Genomic DNA, 20599 nt, shown 5'->3' on the forward strand with positions numbered 1-20599 from the left:
GTGGACCGGCCCGCGCGCATGAACCCTGGCGGTCCCGGAAACGCGAGGACCCGCACCGGTGGAAATCCGGTGCGGGTCCTCGGTCGTGCTCCGTACGGGCCCGTCAGTCCTTGTTGAACTTGACGGCGCCCTCGACCGGAAGGGCGTCGGGGACGGTGGACGGCTTGGGCTCACCGGTGAAGGTGAACTTGGCCGTCTCGCCGGTGCCCTCGACTCCGACGATGACGATCTGGCCGGCCCGCAGCTCGCTGTAGAGGATCTTCTCGGACAGGTTGTCCTCGATCTCCCGCTGGATCGTCCGGCGCAGCGGCCGGGCGCCGAGCACCGGGTCGTAGCCGCGCTCGGCCAGCAGGTCCTTGGCCTCCTGGCGGAGCTCGAGGCCCATGTCGCGGTCGCGCAGCCGCTCGTCGACGCGGGCGATCATCAGGTCGACGATCTGGATGATCTCCTTGGGGGTGAGCTGGTGGAAGACGACGGTGTCGTCGACGCGGTTGAGGAACTCGGGCCGGAAGTGCTGCTTGAGCTCTTCCTGGACCTTGGCCTTCATCCGGTCATAGTCACCCTGGGTGTCGTTCTGCCGGGCGAAGCCCAGCGACAGGCCCTTGGAGATGTCCCGGGTGCCCAGGTTCGTGGTCATGATGATGACGGTGTTCTTGAAGTCGACCACCCGGCCCTGGGCGTCGGTCAGCCGACCGTCTTCCAGGATCTGCAGCAGCGAGTTGAAGATGTCCGGGTGCGCCTTCTCGATCTCGTCGAACAGCACCACCGAGAAAGGCTTACGGCGCACCTTCTCGGTCAGCTGCCCGCCTTCTTCGTAGCCGACGTATCCGGGCGGGGAACCGAACAGCCGCGAGACGGTGTGCTTCTCCATGAACTCGCTCATGTCGAGTTGGATCAGCGCGTCCTCGTCACCGAACAGGAACTCCGCCAGCGTCTTGGACAGTTCGGTCTTTCCGACACCGGACGGGCCGGCAAAGATGAACGAACCACCGGGCCGCTTGGGGTCCTTCAACCCGGCGCGGGTGCGCCGAATGGACTGCGACAGCGCCTTGATGGCGTCTTCCTGACCGATGACCCGCTTGTGGAGCTCGTCCTCCATACGGAGCAGACGCGTGGTCTCCTCCTCGGTCAGCTTGAAGACCGGAATGCCGGTGGCCGTCGCCAGAACCTCGGCGATCAGCTCTTCGGTGACCTCGGCGACGACATCCATGTCGCCGGCCTTCCATTCCTTCTCCCGCTGCGCCTTCTGGGCCAGCAGCTGCTTTTCCTTGTCGCGCAGCGCGGCGGCCTTCTCGAAGTCCTGCGCGTCGATCGCGGACTCCTTTTCACGCCGCACGTCGGCGATGCGCTCGTCGTACTCGCGCAGGTCCGGCGGCGCGGTCATCCGGCGGATGCGCATCCGGGAACCGGCCTCGTCGATCAGGTCGATCGCCTTGTCCGGCAGGAACCGGTCGCTGATGTACCGGTCGGCCAGCTGCGCCGCGGCCACCAGCGCGCCGTCGGTGATCGAGACCCGGTGGTGCGCCTCGTACCGGTCGCGCAGGCCCTTGAGGATCTCGATGGTGTGCGACAGCGACGGCTCGGCCACCTGGATCGGCTGGAAGCGGCGCTCCAGCGCGGCGTCCTTCTCCAGGTGCTTGCGGTACTCGTCGAGCGTGGTCGCGCCGATGGTCTGCAGCTCGCCGCGGGCCAGCATCGGCTTGAGGATGCTGGCGGCGTCGATCGCGCCCTCGGCGGCGCCCGCTCCGACCAGCGTGTGCAGCTCGTCGATGAACAGGATGATGTCGCCGCGGGTGCGGATCTCCTTGAGGACCTTCTTCAGCCGTTCCTCGAAGTCACCGCGGTACCGGGAACCGGCGACCAGCGCGCCCAGGTCGAGGGTGTACAGCTGCTTGTCCTTGAGCGTCTCGGGCACCTCGCCCTTGACGATCTTCTGGGACAGCCCCTCCACCACGGCGGTTTTACCGACGCCGGGCTCTCCGACCAGCACCGGGTTGTTCTTGGTCCGCCGCGACAGGACCTGCATGACCCGCTCGATCTCCTTGTCCCGGCCGATGACCGGGTCGAGCTTGCCTTCGCGGGCGGCCTGGGTCAGGTTGCGGCCGAACTGGTCGAGCACGAGGGACGTGGAGGGAGCGGACTCCGACGGCCCACCCGACGCGGCCGGCTCCTTGCCCTGGTAACCGTGGAGCAACTGGATGACCTGCTGGCGGACCCGGTTCAGGTCGGCGCCCAACTTCACCAACACCTGGGCGGCCACGCCCTCGCCCTCACGGATCAACCCCAGGAGGATGTGCTCGGTGCCGATGTAGTTGTGGCCGAGCTGCAGCGCCTCACGCAGCGACAGCTCCAGCACCTTCTTGGCCCGGGGAGTGAACGGGATGTGTCCCGAGGGCGCCTGCTGCCCCTGACCAATGATCTCTTCGACCTGCTGACGCACGGCCTCCAGGCTGATACCCAGACTCTCCAACGCCTTGGCCGCGACACCTTCACCCTCGTGGATCAGACCCAGGAGGATGTGCTCGGTGCCGATGTAGTTGTGGTTGAGCATCCTGGCCTCTTCCTGGGCCAGGACGACAACGCGCCGCGCGCGGTCGGTAAACCTCTCGAACATCTCGTCGCTCCTCACAGAGCGGTTGGGCAGGAACCGGTATGTCCGGGCCTGTCCTTCCGCATGCTAGCCCGCCCCGAGGAGGCCGCCCGGTGCACTCCCACCAGGAGACGTTCCCCAGCTATGCGCTGTTCATCCTCATCCAACTACCGCCTTGGGGTGGCATGTTCCCGCTACGCCCCAAGCGAACGGGGCCTTTTCGCAGCTTGCCGTACCCGAGCCCACCACGTCCGAGCGCCCTCGAATGCGCGCTACGCCAGAAGCGAACGGCCCGTCACCCCCTCGACGGGTGACGGGCCGCGCGGACGGCGCGCAATCAGCGGCCCCCGGAAGCCTCGAACTCTTCGACGATCGAGGCCGGAATGCGGCCGCGCTCATTGACCTTCTTACCCCGTGCCTTCGCCCACGCCCGGATCTCGGCGCTGCGCTCACGGCTGGACGCGCCCCGAGGACGACGACGCCCCCGAGCGGCTCCTGCCTTGCGCGCGTGCTCCACGAACGGCTGCAGCGATTCCCGCAGCTTCTTCGCGTTGGCATCGCTGAGATCGATCTCATAGGTGGCGCCATCGAGCGAGAACGCTACGGTCTCGGCCGCCTCGCCACCGTCGAGGTCGTCGACGAGAAGCACCTGAACCTTCTGTGCCATGGGGACAGACCTTTCCGCCGGAGCAAACTGTATTCGGTTCACAAAGATATACCGCTTCGCTTGCTCATGACAATTCAACACTCAGGATCTACTTTCCCTCCCCCTGCGGTAACCCATCGTAATCGGGCTGCCCAATCGGCCACGCCCGGCTTACTGGCGGGAGCCATCCTTCTTGGCACACCGCCGGGAGGGTGGTCACCTGTATGGAATTGTCCGTCGGCCAGCAGGGGGTGGAGATAGCCACCAGGGCGACGGAGGGGCTTTCACCCTGGCGCCGGGGCAGGAAATACGTGGCTCAGATGGCCTAAACCGCCGGGCTCGTGGGCGGTCTGGCCCGATTAAGCCGATGTATCAGGACTTACCCACCCAGTCCCCCTCGGGGTGGGTAGTTCCCACTGGGATCCACCGCATCTCCCGGATCCCAGTGCAACTCTCACTGAACTGAACGGGTGCTGAACGCCACAACCCCCTTGGCATAAGGGAAAAATGGCCCTCGCGCTATCCGGAAGACGCCGTCACCGCGATCACCCGAGTACCGGCGAGCCTGTCGTGCAACGCCTGCCGCCGCGGTTCCTCAAGGGCGAAGGCGGCGTTACCGACCCAGAACAGCCCCGCGAGAACGTCGAGCACCGGAACGGGCTGGGCCGCCAGCGGCAGCGCGTACGTCGCGGCGCGCAGTGCCGCCCGTGCCGGATCGAGCCGGGACCGCCCGGCGTCCGGCTGGGGGACCACCGCGAGCCCGGTCAGGCGCTTGCCCAGCGTCCGCCCCCACAACGCGAGCTGGACGGCCTCATAGACCAGCAGGAGCCCCGGCAGCGCCAGGGGCAGCACGAGTTCGGCCGAAAGGCCGGCGCCCTGCACGACGGCCACCACGGGCAGGCCGACCACCAACGTGTCGATCAGCCGGGCCACCAGCCGGGGCCCGGGCTCGGCGGCCTCAGTAGGCGGCACGGTCGTCGATGACGACCGTTCGGGCGAACCGGTCGTGCATGGCCTGGTTCAGCGGCCGGTCCCAGACGGCCCACACGTAGGCCATCACCATGCCGACGCTCACCAGCAGGATCCCGTAGGCCGCGTAGTCCCAGACGAACACCGTCACGACCAGGAAGAAGAAGAACCCGATCTGGTAGCCGACGTTGTTCACCCCGGCCCGCCAGACGGCCTGGACCTGCGGCAGCGGGTCACCCGGCGGGTTGACCTGGACCACGCGCAGGTGGAGCACCCGCTTGCCCAGCGTCTGCCCCCACATCGCCAGCTGCACCGCCTCGTAGATGAACGGCAGCACCGACAGCACGATGAACAGGGTGATGATGATGGGCCAGTTCCAGACGCCGCCCTCGGTACTGGTCTTGCTGCCGGGGGCGTCCAGTCCCATGGCGCCGAACGCGATCGGCAGCACCAGCGCGAATCCGAAGACCGCGACCAAAATGGTGTCCATCGCCCGCGCCCCCGCGCGCCGCAGCAACGGGGCCAGCGGCAGTTCTTCGGGACTGCCGTAGGAAGGACCCGCGTATTCGGAGTAGGACGCCTCGCGGGTCCGCGGGTCGTAGGGGGGTTCGCTCATGGTGGCTCAGTCCTCCAGGCGGAGCAGCATCCGGGTGTTCCCCAAGGTATTCGGCTTCACCCGATCCAGATCGAGGAACTCGGCGACTCCTTCGTCATAGGAACGCAGCAGCTCCTCATACACCTCCGGCGACACCGGAGTTCCCAGGATCTGGCGGAAGCCGTGGCGGCCGAAGAACTCCACCTCGAAGGTGAGGCAGAAAACCCTGCGGACACCCAGTTCCCGCGCGGTTTCCAGTAGCCGGGCCACGATACGGTGACCGATCCCGCGGCCGGCGCAGTCGGGATCGACCGCGACCGACCGGACTTCGGCCAGGTCCTCCCACATCACATGCAAGGCGCCGCAGCCGGCTATCCGGTCGTACTGGAGATCCTCGGCCACCCAGAACTCCTGGATGTCCTCATAGAGGGTAACCGTCGTCTTTTCGAGCAAACGGCGGCCCGCTCCGGCGTACAGATCGACGAGCCGCCGGATCTCCGGGACGTCACCGGTCCGGGCACGCCTGATCAGGATCTCCACAACGGAGTCACACTAGCGGCCCCCGATTCCCCACCCCGGCAGTAGGGCGAATCCCGGAACCTTCCCCATCACGAACGGATGACGAATCGACCGCCAGAGAGTCACCACACCGTTGCGACCTGCAAGTTTCGCCGTTCTGGTTGGCATCCGGCGCTGACTCCGTTAGTGTCCCTCGCTGATATCGACGCCATGCTCGTGGCCGTCGAACCGCCGAGTCCACAGACACGCCCGTGTCCTTGCGAACCGGGGACCCACACTTCCCGGGGTGAATCCGCGTCCCCCGCGCCGCGGTAGGGCTACTCCTGGCCCGAACCCGTCAGCTAACCCGGTAGGCGGCCGAGGAGAGGAGTCCGAGTGCAGCCCATGCGGTCCAAACGGGTGTCGCCCCCCCGGCGCCGGCCGGCCCGACGGATCAGCGCCTTCACCGCCGCCTTCGTGACGATCGCCGTCGTCCTGCCGGGCGGCGTCGGCCGGGCGGAGCCGGAGCCGCCGCTCAAGGACCTCCGCACCCAGGCCGAGAAGCTCGCCGACCAGATGGAGCAGCTGACCGAGCAGTACAACGGGCTCCGGGTCCGGCTCCAGCAGGCGCAGCGGGCGGCCCGGGTCGCCGCCGGCAACGCCGACCGCCAGCAGCGGGCGCTCCAGGGCGTGCAGGACCAGGTGAGCGGCATGGCCGCCAGCCGCTACATGAGCAGCGGCATCGACCCGACGGTCGCCCTCGCCACCGCGAACGACCCCCAGGCGCTGCTCGACCAGGCCGCCACCCTGAACTACTTCGCCACCCAGAACGGCACCAAGGTGCTGGGCCTGGTGCAGGCGATGCAGGCCGCGCAGCGCGCCCGCAAGGCCGCCGACGAGCGTGCCGACGAGGTCGAGAAGCTGCGCACCGACCTCGACGCCAAGCGCAAGAAGGTCGCCGAGCTCTACGAGAAGCTGCGCGGCCGGATCGTCAAGCGCGACCCCTCGGCCCTGGCCACCCTGCCCGTGCTGGGCGGCGGCAAGGCCGCCCAGGCGCTGCGCCTGGCGATGGGCAAGCTGGGCCGGCCGTACGTGTGGGGCGCCGAGGGTCCCAACTCGTTCGACTGCTCGGGGCTGGTCATGTGGGCGTACCGGCAGGTCGGCGTCAACCTGCCGCACTACACCGGCAGCCAGTGGAACGCGGGCACGCACATCTCCCGCAGCCAGCTCCAGCCCGGTGACCTGGTGTTCTTCTACAACGACCTGCACCACGTGGGCCTGTACATCGGCAACGGCAAGATGCTCCACGCCCCGCAGACCGGTGACGTGGTCAAGATCGCCCCGATTGCGGGACGCCCCTACGCCGGCGCCGTCCGGGTGGCCTGATCTCCGCCGAGACGCTCCCCGAGCGGAGCGGACCGATGCTCGGCCGCGCCCCGTCCCGGAGCACGCTTCAGATGAGCTGCCTGCGGGCCGCCCAGACCACCGCCTCGATCGGTGTGTTCACCTCGAGGCGGTCGCAGATGGACCGGAGCCGGCGCCGCAGGGTCCGGGCGCTGAGCTCCAGCTTGCGCGCGGCGACGTCGGCGGTGACACCACTCGCGATCTCGGCGAGCAGTCGGAGGTCCTCCTCACTCAAGCCTGGTTCTTCAGCGCCACGACTACGTGCGAGTGTGGCCTGTTCCACTCCGTCCTCCCTCATCTGTGGTGACGACAGCGCAGGCATGGTCGGGCCTGCATCGGTTCGCGCAGTGATGCGGGGTCCGGAGCCGGCCGATCCGATGGACGACGGTTGGCCGGAGTCGGCCGATGATGCAATTTCAGGCCGCGGCGGGGGAACTCCGGTTAACGATTCACTCGTTGGGTCACCGAACCGAGCGCCGGTCCCGGAAGTAGCGGGCACGGTCTCCAGAGGGGAGGGCTCCCCCCGGTCGTCGCCGTGGGCGTACGACGGGTTCCGGCCGGTCCGGGCGCAGCCGGGACGGGCCATGGCAGCAGCCTCTTCCACCCGTCTCTGCACGCCTGAACCCCGACCTTGATCGTGAATCGTTTCAAGCTACGCTTCGGCTCGGAACGCTAGGCGGCCTGATCCTTACCGTCAAGCGCACAAAGATGACGGCAAGTGCACGCGTTATGGCATTCGGCTACCAGGCATTGTCGGGCTTTGTTCACTGACCGTGTTTACCTGCGAAAACCACGTCGGTCACGGCGAGGAGTCAAGTGCCACAGAGCAGCATCCGCGAGGTCGCAAGGCATGCGGGAGTCTCAGTTGGGACCGTTTCGAATGTCCTAAACCGGCCAGATCTCGTGGCCGAAGCCACCCGTGTCCGGGTCCAGGCCGCCATAGCCGAGCTCGGTTTCGTCCGTAACGAGTCGGCCCGCCGGCTGCGGCAGGGCCCGCCCGCCCCCGGCGGCGGCGTCGTCGGAGTGCTCATCCGGGACGTCGCCAACCCCTATTTCACTGACGTCGCCCGCGGCACCGAGGCCGTGCTCAGCGCGCACGGGATCGACGCGCTCTGGTGCACCAGCGAGGGCTCCCGCGACAAGGAACTGCGCTGCCTGGACTTCCTCCACGAGCACGGCGCCGCGGCGGTGCTGATCATGCCTGTGGGCCAGGGGGCGGAGAGCGTCGCCCGGGCGCGCGCCCACGGGATGGGCGTGGTGACGCTCGACCGCGAGCTTCCCCGCGCCGACGGCTGCACGGCCCGGGCCGACCACGGCGCGGGCGGCGCGCTCGCCGCCCGGCACCTGATCGACCGGGGGCGTACCCGGCTGGCCTTCGTCACCGGCGCGCCCAACTCCCCGCCCTGCCGGCAGCGGCAGGCCGGCGCGGTCCGGGAACTGGCCCGGGACGGTCACGAGCCGCTGCTCACCCTGCCGCAGGGCGACATGACCCCCACCCTCGGGCAGGAGGCGGCCCGGCGGTTGCTCGCCCTGCCCCGGCCGCCGACCGGTGTCTTCTGCGCCAACGACCTGCTGGCCATCGGGGTGGTCAACGAGTTGCTCCGGCAGGGGGTCCGGGTGCCGGAGGACATCGCGGTGATCGGCTACGACGACATCGAACTGGCCGCCACCGCGGCCGTGCCGCTCACCACCGTGCGCCAGCCCCGCAACGAACTCGGACAGATCGCGGCGGAACTGGCACTGGCCGAGAGCGGCACGGCGTCCGATCATGTTCATCGGCATGTCGTGCTCGCACCGGAGCTCGTCGTGCGCGACTCGACCTGAATTCCCGCCCCCGGAGGAGGCCCCGTGAAGGCCACCGTCGACGTCCCCTCGATCCTCGGTTTCGACCCCGCCGATCCTGGATTCCTGGCCGACCCCTACGCGCACTACCGGCGGCTCGACGCGGCCGAGGCGCTGCGCCGCACGCCCGGCGGGCTCTGGGTGACGACCTCCTACGAGCTGTGCGGGCACGTGCTGCGCGACGCCCGGTTCGGGCACCACCCCGAGGGGATCGCCCAGGTGCCCCGGCGGCGGTCGTTCCTGACCCTGGACCCGCCCGACCACACCCGGCTGCGCCGGCTGGTGGGCAAGGCGTTCACCGCGCGGATGGTCGAGCGGCTCCGGCCCCGGGTGGAGGCCGTCGTCGACGAGCTGCTCGCCGATGTCCGCGGCGAGGTGGACCTGCTCGAAACGCTGGCCTACCGCTACCGGTGATCATGATCAGTGAGCTGCTGGGCGTCCCGCCGGAGGACTACGCGCGGTTCGGGGCCTGGTCGGCGGCGCTCGCCCGCAGCCTGGACCCGGAGTTCCTGCTGCCCGACCGGGAGATCGCCGCCCGGGACGCCGCCCGGGTGGAGTTCGCCGGCTACTTCCGCGAGCTGATCGAGCGCCGCCGGGCCGAGCCCGCCGACGACCTGCTCAGCGCGCTGGTCGCGGTGTCCGCCGACGGCGACGCGCTGTCGGAGGAGGAGCTGGTGGCCACCTGCATCCTGCTGCTGATCGCCGGGCACGAGACGACCGTCAACCTGATCGCGGGCGGCACCCTGGCGTTGCTCCGCCACCCGGCCGAGCTGAAGTGGTTCCGGTCGCACCCCGAGCACGCCGCGGCCGCGGTCGAGGAACTGCTGCGGTACGACCCGCCGGTCCAGCTCACCATGCGGTCGGCGCTGGAGGACGTCCCGCTGGCGGGGACGCTGGTCCAGCGCGGCCAGCCGGTCCTGATGCTGATCGGCGCGGCCAACCGCGACCCGGCGTTCTTCGCCGACCCCGACCGGCTCGACCTGACCCGGTACACCGGCGACCGCCCGGCACCCGGGCACCTGGCGTTCGGGCACGGCATCCACTTCTGCCTGGGCGCGCCGCTGGCCCGGCTGGAGGGCCGGATCGCGCTGTCACGGCTGATGGAGCGCGAGGTCACGCCGGCCTGGTCGGAGCTGGCCTACCGCGACAACCTGATCCTGCGCGGGCTGGCCGCGCTACCGGTCACTCTGGCTTGACCAGCGGGAACAGGATCGTCTCGCGGATGTTCCGGCCGGTGAAGGCCATGATCATCCGGTCGATGCCGGCGCCCATCCCGCCGGTGGGCGGCATGGCGTACTCCAGCGCGCGCAGGAAGTCCTCGTCGAGCTGCATCGCCTCGGGGTCGCCGCCCGCGGCCAGCAGCGACTGCTCGGTCAGCCGGCGGCGCTGCTCGATCGGGTCGACCAGCTCGGAGTAGGCGGTGCCCAGCTCGGTGCCGAACCCGATCAGGTCCCACTTCTCGGTCAGCAGCGGCTCGGTGCGGTGCTGCCGGGTCAGCGGGGAGGTCTCCAGCGGGTAGTCCATGACGAACGTGGGCTGGATCAGGGTGTGCTCGACCAGCTCCTCGAAGATCTCCTGGACCAGCCGGCCCTGGCCCCACTTGGGGTCCCAGTGCAGCTCGCGGGAGTCGGCGTGCTTGCGCACCCGCTCCAGCGGGGTGTGCGGGGTGACCTCCTCGCCCAGTGCCTCCGACACCGCCCCGTACAGCGTGATCCGGGGCCACTCGGCCAGCCCCAGGTCGACCTCGCGGCCGTCGTTGACCACCACGGTGGTGCCCAGCGCGGCGACGACCGCGCGCTGGTACATCCGCTGGGTGAGGTCGGCCATGTCGTTGTAGTCGAGGTAGGTGCCGTACGCCTCGAGCATGGTGAACTCGGGGTTGTGGGTGGCGTCGGCGCCCTCGTTGCGGAAGTTGCGGTTGATCTCGAAGACCTTGTCGATGCCGCCGACGACCAGCCGCTTGAGGTAGAGCTCGATCGCGATCCGCAGGTACAGGTCCATGCCGTACGCGTTGATGTGCGTCTTGAACGGGCGCGCGGCGGCGCCGCCGTGGATCGGCTGGAGCATGGGCGTCTCGACCTCGAGGTAGCCCTCCTCGTGCCAGAAGTCGCGGACCGCGCGCACGGTGTCGCTGCGCAGCCGGGCCATCCGCCGGGCCTCGTCGTTGACGATCAGGTCGACGTAGCGCAGCCGGACCCGCTGCTCGGGGTCGGTCAGCCCGGCGTGCTTCTCCGGCAGCGGGCGCAGGCACTTGGACGTGATCGCGTACCGGTCTGCCATGATCGACAGCTCGCCCCGGCGGGAGGTGATGATCTCGCCCTCCACGCCGATGTGGTCGCCAAGGTCGACGTCGCGCTTCCAGGCGTCCAGCGCCTCCTGGCCCACCTTGGCCAGCGACAGCATGACCTGGACGTCGCCGGAGCCGTCGCGGATCGTGGCGAAGCACAGCTTGCCGGTGTTGCGGACCAACATCACCCGGCCGGCGACGCCCACCCGCTCGCCCGTCTCGGTGCCCGGCTCCAGGTCGGGGTATTTCCCGCGCACCTCGGCGATCGTCGCGGTGCGGGGGAAGGTCACCGGGTAGGGATCGACGCCGCTCTCGCGGAGCCGGTCGAGCTTCTCCCGGCGCACCCGCATCTGCTCCGGAAGGTCGTCGTAGGCCGTCTGCTGCTGGTCACTCACGCCCGCCAGGCTACCGACCGTCTCCGGCCCGCCGCGAACGACTTGCCCCGGTCAGGAGCCGCCGATGTTGCGCTCGTAGATGATGCGCAGGCCGATCAGGGTGAGCCACGGCTCGAAGACGTCGATGCTGCTCGCCTCGTCCAGCACCAGGGGGGCCAGCCCACCGGTCGCGACGACGGTGACGTCCGCGGCGTCCGGGGCCAGTTCCCGCGACATGCGCTCGACGATGCCGTCCACCTGGCCGGCGAAGCCGAAGATGATGCCCGACTGCAGCGCCTCAACGGTGTTCTTGGCGATCACGCTGCGGGGACGGACCAGCTCGATCTTGTGCAGTTGCGCGCCGCGCGAGGACAGCGCGTCCACCGAGATCTCGATGCCGGGGGCGATCGCCCCGCCGACGTACTCGCCCCGGGCGGAGACCGCGTCGAAGGTGGTGGCGGTACCGAAGTCCACCACGATCGCCGGCCCGCCGTACAGGTGGATGGCGGCGAGCGCGTTGACGATGCGGTCGGAGCCGACCTCCTTGGGGTTGTCCATCCGGACCGGCACCCCGGTCTTCACCCCCGGCTCCACGATCACCGCGGGGACGTCGCCGTAGTAGCGCCGGCACATCTCCCGCATCTCGTGCAGCACGGACGGCACCGTGGAGCACAGCGCGATCCCGGCGATGTCGGTGTCGGCCAGCAGCGGGCTCTGCTGCACCAGCCCCTGGAGGACCACCGCGATCTCGTCGGCGGTGCGCCGGGCGTCGGTGTTGATGCGCCAGTGCTCAATCACCTCCTCGCCCTCGAAGAGGCCCAGCACGGTATGGGTGTTGCCGACGTCGATCGTGAGCAGCATCAGGTCCCCGCTCTATCAGGTGAAGTCAAGGCCGATGTCAAAGGCGGGCGCCGAATGGGTGAGCCCGCCAACCGCAAGGTAGTCCACACCGGTCACGGCGGCGTCTCGGGCCCCGGCCAAGGTGAGCCCACCGCTGGCCTCCAGCTCGGCCCGGCCCGCCACCAGCCGCACCGCCTCGGCCATCGTGGCGGGGCTCATGTTGTCGAGCAGGATCGACCCGGCCCCGGCGGACAGCGCCTCGGCGACCTGGTCGAGGGTGTCGCACTCCACCTGGACGTGCAGCGCGGGGTAGGTCGCCCGGATCCGGGCGTAGGCCCGGGTGACCGATCCGGCCGCCGCGATGTGGTTGTCCTTGACCAGCGCGGCGTCGTGCAAACCCATCCGGTGGTTGACGCCGCCGCCCTGCCGGACGGCGTACTTCTCCAGCGCGCGCAGCCCCGGCAGGGTCTTGCGGGTGTCGCGGACGCGCGCCCCGGTGCCCTCGATCGCGTCCGTCCAGCGCCGGGTCAGGGTGGCGATGCCCGACAGGTGGGTCAGGAAGTTCAGCGCGGTGCGCTCGGCGCGCAGCAGCGCCCGGGTCGGCCCGGTCGCGCTCAGCAGCACCTGCCCGGCGGTGACCCGGTCTCCGTCGGCGGCGCGGGGGGTGGTCGCGACGCCGAGCGCCGCGCAGACGGCCTCGGCGACCGGCAGCCCGGCCACCACCCCATCAGCGCGGGCGGTGAAGTCGGCGGCGGCGGTCTCGTCCGGGCCGAAGACCGGCTCGCTGGTGACGTCGACCGCCCCGTCCTCGGCCAGGGCGGTTTCGACCAGGGCCGCCACGGCCCGCGGGTCGAGGCCGGCCTCGGTCAGTCGCCGGGCGAGCTCGGGGGTCATCGCGTCTCCTCGTACTGGGTGGTGATCCCGGCGGCGCCGAGCCGGCCGGTCAGCCGGCCCTGCCAGCGGGCGTCGTCGCGGTCGGGGAAGTCCTCGCGCCAGTGGCTGCCACGGGTCTCCTCGCGGCGCCGGGCGGCCGCCACGATCGCCGTGGCCGCGGTGTGCAGGTTGGTGGCCTCCCACGCGGCCACGCACGGCTCGGCGGACCGGTGCCCGCCGAGCCCGGCCAGCCGCCGGGCCGCCTCGGCCAGCCCGTCCGCGCCGCGCAGCACGCTCGCGTGCTCGGTCATGATCTGCTGCACCTGCGCGCGGACCGAGGGGTCGAGCAGCCCGGCCGGCGCGGCGGTCGCGACCGGCTCGCCGGGCGCGACCGGGTCGGCCAGGGCGGCGGCGATGCGCTCGGCGAAGACCAGGCCCTCCAGCAGCGAGTTGGAGGCCAGCCGGTTGGCGCCGTGTACTCCGGTGCAGGCGACCTCGCCGCAGGCGTACAGGCCGGGCACCGAGGTCCGGCCGGACAGGTCGGTCCGGACGCCGCCGCTGGCGTAGTGCGCGGCGGGCACCACCGGGATCGGCTCGGTGACCGGGTCCACGCCGTGGTGCCGGCAGCTCGCCAGGATGGTGGGGAAGCGGTTCTCCCAGCCGCGGGCGCCCAGGTGCCGGCCGTCCAGGTACATGTGGGCGGCGCCGGTCTCGCGCATCCGGTTCATGATCGCCTTGGCGACCACGTCGCGCGGGGCGAGTTCGGCGAGCTCGTGCCGGCCGACCATGAACCGCCGGCCGGTCGCGTCGATCAGGTGCGCGCCCTCGCCGCGCACCGCCTCGGAGATCAGCGGCTGCTGGCCGCTGGCGCCCTCGCCCAGCCAGAGCACGGTGGGGTGGAACTGGACGAACTCCAGGTCGGCGACCTCGGCGCCGGCCCGCAGCGCGAGCGCGACGCCGTCGCCGGTGGAGACGCCCGGGTTGGTGGTGGCGGAGAAGACCTGGCCGAGGCCGCCGGTGGCGAGCACCACCGCGCGGGCGCGCACGGCGCCCACCCCGTCGCGGCGCCCCTCGCCCATCACGTGCAGGGTGACGCCGGCGGCCCGGCCGGCCGCGTCGGTGAGCAGGTCGAGCACCAGGGCGTGCTCGATCACCTCGATCTCGCTCTCCTTGAGCCCGGCCAGGAGCGCCCGGCTGATCTCGGCGCCGGTGGCGTCGCCGCCGGCGTGCGCGATCCGGCGGCGGTGGTGGCCGCCCTCCCGGGTCAGCGCGATCGCGCCGTCGGCCGTCCGGTCGAACTCGGCGCCGAGCGCGATCAGCCGGCGGACGGCGGCGGGCCCCTCGGTGACCAGGACGCGCACGGCCTCCTCGTCGCACCGGCCGGCCCCGGCGACGAGGGTGTCGCGCAGGTGCTCCTCGGGGCTGTCGTCGGCGGCCAGGGCGGCGGCGATCCCGCCCTGCGCCCAGCGGGTGGAGCCCTCGTCCAGCAGCGCCTTGGTGACGAGCAGCACCCGGCCGTGCGCCCGCGCGCCCAGCGCCGTGACCAGCCCGGCGATGCCGGAGCCGATCACCACCACGTCGGTGTCGACAGTCCATCCGGGGGGCGGAGCGGCGAGGCGCCGGGCGAGGGACGGGTCCGGTGACCGGGTGGGGGGCGGGACCAGGGTTTCGGCACGATCCAGGCAGGGGTGGGAGATCATGGACGACCCTCCTCAGTTCTCGTCATTATGACCATAACTGGCGGAGGTCCGGCCACGATTCCCGGGGTGCCTAGTGGACCAGGTCACCCCGGGCGCCGACCGTGCCGGGCACCGGCTCGGCCGGGTCGTCCCCGAGCGAGATGATCGAGTTGGACCGGTCGACGTGCACCACCTTCGGCCGGAAGGCGCGCGCCTCGGCGTCGCTCATCGCGGCATAGCTGATGATGATCACCAGGTCGCCGGGCGAGACCAGCCGGGCCGCCGCGCCGTTGATCCCGATCACCCCGGTGCCGCGCGGCCCGGCGATCGTGTACGTCTCCAGCCGGGCGCCGTTGTCGATGTCGACGATGTGCACCTGCTCTCCGGGCAGGATGTCGGCGGCGTCCAGCAGATCCTGGTCGATGGTCACCGAACCCACGTAGTGCAGGTCGGCCTGCGTCACGGTGGCCCGGTGGATCTTCGACTTGAACATGTTCCGGAACATCAGACCTCCTGGGGGACGGTGAGGACGAGGGGCTGGTTGTCGATCAGTCGGGTGGCGCCGACCCGGCCCGCCACGGCGAGCACGGCCGGTCCGGCGTACTCCCCGGCCACCTCCTCGAAGGTGGCCGGGTCGACCAGGACGAGGTAGTCGGGGTCGAGCGGCGGTTCGGCCTTCATCGCCTCGTCGAGCACCGTGCGCGCCGCCGCCAGCACCGCCGCCGAGCCCGCGCCGGCCCGCCCGGCGCCGGCCCGCAGCGCCCGCGACAGGGCGAGCGCGGTCCCCCGCTCCGCGGCGGAGAGGTAGCGGTTACGGCTGGACAGGGCCAGGCCGTCGGGCTCCCGCACGGTCGGGAAACCGATCACCTCGACGCGCAGGTTCAGGTCGCTCACCATGCGCCGGATCAGCGCCAGTTGCTGGGCGTCCTTCTCGCCGAAGACGGCGACGTCCGGCGTCACGATCTGGAACAGCTTCATGACCACGGTGAGCATCCCGTCGAAGTGCCCGGGCCGGCTGGCGCCCTCCGCGATCGCACCCATCCGCCCGGCGCCGACCGTGATCTCGTTGGACACCGGGTACATCTCGCCCACCGCGGGCGCGAAAACGGCGTCCACCCGCTCGGCCGCGCAGACCTCCAGGTCGGCGTCGAGGGTGCGGGGGTAGCGGTCGAGGTCCTCCCCCGCCCCGAACTGCAGCGGGTTGACGAAGATGCTCACCACGACATGTGCGGCGATCTCGCGGGCGTGCCGGATCAGCGCGCGGTGCCCCTCGTGCAGGGCGCCCATGGTCGGCACCAGGGCGACCGTGCCGGGCAACGGGTCGGTCCGCGCGGCCAGTTCGGCGCGCGTGCGGGCGATGGTGGTCATGGGCGATCCTCCACTGCGGGGGTTTCTCAGTCGGCGAGGACTTCGAGGAGGCGCTCGGCGTCCTCGGGCTTGAGCAGCCCGGCGGCCAGCGCCCGGTCGGCGGTCAGCCGGGCCAGCGCGATGTAGGCCCGGCGGCTCTCCGGCGACACCCGGCCCAGTTCGGTGACGTGGTCGGCCACGGTGCCCGCGTCACCCCGGGCGACCGGGCCGGTCAGCCCGTTCATCTCCAGCCGCAGCGCGTTGTCCAGGGCCGCGCCGAGCAGCGGGCCGAGCAGCCCCGCCGGGTTCTCCACCCCGGCGATCCGCAGCAGGTCCATCGACTCGGCCACCAGGGTGACCAGGTGGTTGGCCCCGCCCGCCAGGGCCGCGTGGTAGAGCGGGCGGCGCTCCTCGGGGATCCAGACGGGCTCGCCGCCCATCTCCACCACCAGCGCCTCGGCCACCGGCCGCAGCGGCTCGGGGGAGGTCACCCCGAACGAGATCCCGGCCAGCCGGTCGACGTCGTCGGGACGTCCGGTGAAGGTCATCACCGGGTGCAGGGCCAACGGCAACCCGCCCGCCCGGGTGACCGGATCGAGCACGCCGATGCCGTACCGGCCGCCGGTGTGCGCGAACAGCCGGCCCTCCACCGGCACCCCGGTGGCGGCGAGCCCGGCGACCAGGTCCGGCAGGACGTCGTCGGGCACGGTGAGCAGGACCAGGTCGGCCGCCTCGACCACCTCGGGGAGCGGCAGCAGCGCGGCGCCGGGCAGCCGCTCGGCGGCCCGGTCGCGGGAGGGCTGCGAGACCGCCGCGGCAGCGACCACTCGGTGCCCGGCGAGGGTGAGGGCGGCGCCGAGCGCGGTGCCGACGCGCCCCGCGCCGACCACGCCGACGGCCAGCCGGCCGGGGCGGTCCGCGGGCACGTCGGGCGACGGCACGCCGTGTGCTTTCATACTTCGTTCCAGTCCTCGTCAGGGGTACCGGACGTTGCGCTGCACAGCGTACCCGCGCGAAGCGGCCCGGGTGTCACCCGGGCCGCTCCCGCCCCACTCGTCCATCCCTCCCGGCCGCCGGCCAGGCCCTTCCGCCGTCCCCGCCCTACTCGTGGGCGAGCGACCTGTAGCTCCCTCCGGCCGACAGCCAGGTTCCCGTCACCCGCGCCTACTCGTGGGCGAGCGACCTGTAGCTCCCTCCGGCCGACAGCCAGGTTCCCGCCACCCGCGCCTACTCGTGGGCGAGCGACTCCACGATCGACGCCCGGGACGCCCGCCGGGCGGGCAGCACTCCGGCGAGCATCCCGGCCAGCCCGGCCAGCACCACGAAGCCGGCGATCCACAGGTACGGCGGCGCGAAGACGAAGTTCTTGGAGATCGCGTTGGTGGACGCCCAGCCGAACACGACCCCCAGCACCACCCCTGTCAGCGCCCCGATCACGCCCATGATCAGCGCCTCCACCGTGAGCATCCGGCGCAGCTGGCGGCGGGTGAGACCGAGCGCCCGCAGCAGCGCCGACTCCCGGGTCCGCTCCACCACCGACAGGGTCATGGTGTTGGCGATGCCGAACAGCGCGATCACGATCGCCAGCCCGAGCAGCCCGCCGAAGACCAGCATCAGCGTGTTCACGGCGCCGCCGAGCTCCTCCTGGAACTCGACGGTGGAGTAGACCTTGACCGTCGGGTAGGGGCGCGCCGCGGCGTCGACCACCGCCCGCGCCGCCGGCTCCGGCACGCCGTCCTTGATCACGACGTAGACCGAGCTGTCGTCGAGCGGGCCGAAGTGCCGGTCGAAGTCCGCCTCCGACACCAGGTACGGCGGCAGCGGGAGGTCCCCGGCGAGGATCGCGACGATCTCGAGCTGGACCACCCCGCGGGCGGTCCGCACCTTGACCTCGTCGCCGAGCCGCTTGCCCGCGTGCCCGGCCATGGTCTGGTGGACCGCCACGGTGTCGCCGGTCAGCGCGGCCAGCGAGCCCTGCTCGACCTCCGGCCGGATCTGGCGGCCGAGCGCCGCGGCGCTCACCGCGGCCACGGCGAAGTCGGTCCCGTCCACCTTGGTCGGCTTCTCCCGCACCTCGGTGACCGAGGCCAGTTCGGGCTTGCGGCGCAGTTCCGCCGCCAGCGCGCGCGGGATCAGGTGGTCGGTGCCGATCTGGGGGCCCAGCTGGTAGTCCACCGGGAACTGCTCGGCGAGCTGCCGCTCGGTGGTCGCCTCGACGCTGCCGGCCACCACCGAGAACAGGCTCATCAGCCCGACCCCGACGGTCAGCGCGATCGTCGTGGTGGCGGTCCGCCGGGGCGCGCGGCGGGCGTTCTCGACGGCCAGTTCCCCGGGCATCCCGGCCGGGCGGGCGAACACCGCGCCGATCGCCCGGCTGAGCGGCCGGACGAGCAGCGGCATGATCATGATCACCGCGAGGAAGGCCGGCACCCCGCCGAACGCGACGACGAACATCGCGGACTCGCCCTTCTCCATGCCCAGCGAGCCGAGCGCGCCGATCGCCACCCCCGCCGCGCCGAACACCACGGCGAGCGCGAGCCGCACCCGGCCGAGGCGGAACCGCCCGGTGCCGGGCTCGGACTCGGACCGCAGCGCGGCGACCGGCGCGACCCGGGTGGCGGTGCGGGCGGGCACCAGCGCGGCCAGCACCGTGACGACCACCCCGACCGCCAGGCCGAGGACCACCGTGCGCGGGTGCAGCGCGATCCCGCCGGCTCCGGTGGGCAGGCCGGTGTCCATCAGGCCGACGAGGGCCAGCAGGCCGACGCCCAGCCCGTAGCCCAGGGCCAGGCCGAGCAGCGAGCCGACCAGGCCGACCACCGCGGACTCGACCAGCACCCCGCCGAACACCTGCCGGCGGGACGCCCCGACACAGCGCAGCAGCGCCAGCTCGCGCATCCGCTGGGCGATCAGGATGGTGAACGTGTTGTAGATGACCAGGGCGGACACCAGCAACGACACCAGGCCGAACATCAGCAGCCCGACGCCGATCATCCGGGTGTCGGCACCGGCGCTCCTGGCCAGCCGCTCGCCGAGCTCCTCCCCGGTCAGCACCTCGAACTCCTTGCCGACCGCGCCCGCCACGGCGGCGTGGAGCCCGGCGGCGCCCTCGGCGGCGGCTATGTCGATCTCGTGGAAGCTCTGCTCGCCGGTCATCCGCAGGGCGGTGGCGGTGTCGAAGCCCACCGCGCCCTGGACGGCCACGCCCTGGTCGATACCGAAGTCGGCCACCCCGACCAGGGCGAAGGTGTGGACGGTCCCCCGGTGGTCCAGCACCCGCAGCGTGGCGCCGGGCTCGAAGCCGGTCTTCTCGGCGGTCTGCTCGTCCAGCACCGCCTCGTTCGGCGCCGCCGGGGCCCGGCCCTGCCGGAACTCGTAGCGCAGCAGGCGGCCGGCGGGCACCGACAGGCCGAGCGTCGGCATGGCGCCGTGCGCCTTGCCGTCCTTGCCGATCAGGGCGGCCTCGCCGCGGACGAGGCCCTGCGCGTCGGCGACCCCGGGCAGCGCCCTGACCCGGGCGAGGTGGCCGGCGGCCAGCTGGCTCTCGCCGTCGAACTCCGGGGACAGCGCGACCAGGTCCGCCTTGCCGGCGGACCCGGCGAACTCCCGGTCGATCCCGGCCTGCATGGTGTCGGTGAGGACGAACGTGCCGGCGATGAACCCGACACCGAGCATGATCGCAACCGTGGTGAGCAGCAGCCGCAGCCGGTGCGCGCGCAGCCCGGCCAGCGTGATCCCGAGCATCAGCCCTCCAGCCGCTTGAGCCGGTCGAGCACGGTCTCGGGGGTCGGGTCGCGGAGCTCGGCGACAGTCAGGCCGTCGCGCAGGAAGACCACGCGGTCCGCGTACGACGCCGCCACCGGGTCGTGCGTGACCATGATGATCGTCTGGCCCAGCTCGCGGACGGACGACCGCAGGAAGCCCAGCACCTCGGCACCCGACCGGGAGTCGAGGTTGCCGGTGGGCTCGTCGGCGAAGATCACCTCGGGCCGGGAGACCAGGGCGCGGGCGCAGGCGACGCGCTGCTGCTGCCCGCCCGACAGCTCGCTCGGCCGGTGGCCCAGCCGGTCGCGCAGCCCGACGGTCTCGATCACGTGGTCGCGCCACCGCGGGTCGGGCGCGCGCCCGGCGAGCTTGAGCGGCAGCAGGATGTTCTGCTCGGCGGTGAGCGTGGGCAGCAGGTTGAACGCCTGGAAGACGAAGCCGACCCGTTCCCGGCGCAGCAGCGTCAGCCGCCGGTCGTCGAGCCCGGTGATCTCGGTGTCGCCGAGCGTCACCCGGCCGCCGGAGACGGTGTCGAGCCCGGCCAGGCAGTGCATCAGGGTGGACTTCCCGGACCCGGAGGGGCCCATGATCGCGGTGAACGCCCCGCGGGCGAAGCCGACACTCACGCCGCGCAGGGCGTGGACGGCGGCGTCGCCGGAGCCGTACACCTTGGTCACGTCACTGGCCTGGACGGCCGTTTCCGTCGCCCTGAGCGGCGCGGTCGGGGGGCTGGTCATGGAGGCTCCTCGGTGGGTCGCTTCGACGTGCCCCACGCTAGGAAGGACGGGCGCCCCGGCCATCGGCCTGAAAGCTGCGGTTCCGTGCGCGTTCCGGGCTACCCCGCGCCGGCCGGTACGACCTGAGTCGTAGATCGGAGTCGTACCTCGGAG

19 protein-coding genes and 1 riboswitch are annotated in these 20599 nt (G+C 71.6%); of the genes, 4 read left to right on the forward strand and 15 right to left on the reverse strand.

Annotation, left to right across the window (positions count from 1 at the left end):
* Nucleotides 1-103: 103 nt before the first annotated feature.
* From DPM19_RS11560 to DPM19_RS11580, 5 genes are all read right to left on the reverse strand, one after another.
* Nucleotides 104-2614 carry an ATP-dependent Clp protease ATP-binding subunit gene (locus tag DPM19_RS11560; RefSeq protein WP_111866032.1) on the reverse strand — a complete coding sequence of 837 codons (2511 nt, stop codon included), beginning with the start codon at nt 2612-2614 and terminating at the stop codon, nt 104-106.
* Between the two features lie 313 nt (nt 2615-2927).
* On the reverse strand, nt 2928-3257 hold the full coding sequence (locus DPM19_RS11565; RefSeq protein ID WP_111866034.1) for a histone-like nucleoid-structuring protein Lsr2: 330 nt from the start codon (nt 3255-3257) through the stop codon (nt 2928-2930).
* Between the two features lie 498 nt (nt 3258-3755).
* Nucleotides 3756-4208 (reverse strand): RDD family protein, encoded by a 453-nt coding sequence (locus tag DPM19_RS11570; protein WP_111866037.1) that lies wholly within the window; start codon nt 4206-4208, stop codon nt 3756-3758.
* The gene (locus tag DPM19_RS11575) at nt 4195-4821 is read right to left on the reverse strand and encodes an RDD family protein (RefSeq protein WP_111866039.1); all 627 of its coding nucleotides are present in this window, start codon (nt 4819-4821) and stop codon (nt 4195-4197) included. Before DPM19_RS11575 ends, DPM19_RS11570 begins: the two co-directional genes overlap by 14 nt.
* Nucleotides 4822-4827: 6 nt before the next feature.
* Nucleotides 4828-5340, reverse strand: a complete 513-nt coding sequence (locus tag DPM19_RS11580; RefSeq protein ID WP_111866042.1) for an amino-acid N-acetyltransferase — start codon at nt 5338-5340, stop codon at nt 4828-4830.
* A gap of 215 nt (nt 5341-5555) precedes the next feature.
* A riboswitch (cyclic di-AMP (ydaO/yuaA leader) is annotated at nt 5556-5691 on the forward strand.
* Nucleotides 5692-5703: 12 nt separating this feature from the next.
* Between DPM19_RS11580 and DPM19_RS11585 the strand changes: the two genes are divergently transcribed.
* Nucleotides 5704-6684, forward strand: a complete 981-nt coding sequence (locus DPM19_RS11585; RefSeq protein WP_111866045.1) for a C40 family peptidase — start codon at nt 5704-5706, stop codon at nt 6682-6684.
* Between the two features lie 67 nt (nt 6685-6751).
* Here DPM19_RS11585 and DPM19_RS11590 read toward each other — a convergent pair whose 3' ends face one another.
* Nucleotides 6752-7024: a helix-turn-helix domain-containing protein gene (locus DPM19_RS11590; RefSeq protein ID WP_407642510.1), complete on the reverse strand. Its 273-nt coding sequence runs from the start codon at nt 7022-7024 to the stop codon at nt 6752-6754.
* 494 nt (nt 7025-7518) lie between these two features.
* Between DPM19_RS11590 and DPM19_RS11595 the strand changes: the two genes are divergently transcribed.
* From DPM19_RS11595 to DPM19_RS11600, 3 genes are read left to right on the forward strand one after another with little or no spacing between them, the layout of a single operon-like run.
* Entirely contained in the window at nt 7519-8526 is a 1008-nt protein-coding gene (locus tag DPM19_RS11595) for a LacI family DNA-binding transcriptional regulator (RefSeq protein WP_111866049.1), read from the forward strand.
* 24 nt (nt 8527-8550) lie between these two features.
* Nucleotides 8551-8958, forward strand: coding sequence for a cytochrome P450 (locus tag DPM19_RS36225; RefSeq protein ID WP_233510041.1), 408 nt, complete (start codon nt 8551-8553; stop codon nt 8956-8958).
* A gap of 2 nt (nt 8959-8960) precedes the next feature.
* Entirely contained in the window at nt 8961-9740 is a 780-nt protein-coding gene (locus DPM19_RS11600) for a cytochrome P450 (RefSeq protein WP_233510059.1), read from the forward strand.
* Here the strand turns inward: DPM19_RS11600 and lysX are convergent.
* From lysX to DPM19_RS11645, 9 genes are all read right to left on the reverse strand, one after another.
* On the reverse strand, nt 9727-11181 hold the full coding sequence (lysX, locus tag DPM19_RS11605; RefSeq protein WP_233510060.1) for a bifunctional lysylphosphatidylglycerol synthetase/lysine--tRNA ligase LysX: 1455 nt from the start codon (nt 11179-11181) through the stop codon (nt 9727-9729). The two genes, DPM19_RS11600 and lysX, sit on opposite strands and share 14 nt — an antisense overlap.
* A gap of 96 nt (nt 11182-11277) precedes the next feature.
* Entirely contained in the window at nt 11278-12066 is a 789-nt protein-coding gene (locus tag DPM19_RS11610) for a type III pantothenate kinase (RefSeq protein WP_111866055.1), read from the reverse strand.
* 15 nt (nt 12067-12081) lie between these two features.
* Nucleotides 12082-12939 carry a carboxylating nicotinate-nucleotide diphosphorylase gene (gene nadC / locus DPM19_RS37060; RefSeq protein ID WP_111866057.1) on the reverse strand — a complete coding sequence of 286 codons (858 nt, stop codon included), beginning with the start codon at nt 12937-12939 and terminating at the stop codon, nt 12082-12084.
* Nucleotides 12936-14618 (reverse strand): L-aspartate oxidase, encoded by a 1683-nt coding sequence (locus tag DPM19_RS11620; RefSeq protein WP_111866059.1) that lies wholly within the window; start codon nt 14616-14618, stop codon nt 12936-12938. Before DPM19_RS11620 ends, nadC begins: the two co-directional genes overlap by 4 nt.
* Before the next feature lie 70 nt (nt 14619-14688).
* On the reverse strand, nt 14689-15102 hold the full coding sequence (gene panD, locus DPM19_RS11625; RefSeq protein ID WP_111866061.1) for an aspartate 1-decarboxylase: 414 nt from the start codon (nt 15100-15102) through the stop codon (nt 14689-14691).
* Nucleotides 15102-15965, reverse strand: a complete 864-nt coding sequence (gene panC / locus DPM19_RS11630; protein WP_111866064.1) for a pantoate--beta-alanine ligase — start codon at nt 15963-15965, stop codon at nt 15102-15104. The genes panD and panC overlap by 1 nt, the downstream gene beginning before the upstream one ends.
* Nucleotides 15966-15991: 26 nt before the next feature.
* Nucleotides 15992-16900 carry a Rossmann-like and DUF2520 domain-containing protein gene (locus DPM19_RS11635; RefSeq protein ID WP_111866066.1) on the reverse strand — a complete coding sequence of 303 codons (909 nt, stop codon included), beginning with the start codon at nt 16898-16900 and terminating at the stop codon, nt 15992-15994.
* Nucleotides 16901-17171: 271 nt separating this feature from the next.
* Complete coding sequence (locus tag DPM19_RS11640) at nt 17172-19688, reverse strand: ABC transporter permease (RefSeq protein ID WP_111866069.1); 2517 nt, start codon at nt 19686-19688, stop codon at nt 17172-17174.
* Complete coding sequence (locus DPM19_RS11645) at nt 19688-20446, reverse strand: ABC transporter ATP-binding protein (RefSeq protein WP_111866072.1); 759 nt, start codon at nt 20444-20446, stop codon at nt 19688-19690. The genes DPM19_RS11640 and DPM19_RS11645 overlap by 1 nt, the downstream gene beginning before the upstream one ends.
* Nucleotides 20447-20599 lie beyond the last annotated feature (153 nt).

This window comes from Actinomadura craniellae (assembly GCF_003289645.1).
GTDB classification, from domain to species: Bacteria; Actinomycetota; Actinomycetes; order Streptosporangiales; family Streptosporangiaceae; genus Actinomadura_D; species Actinomadura_D craniellae.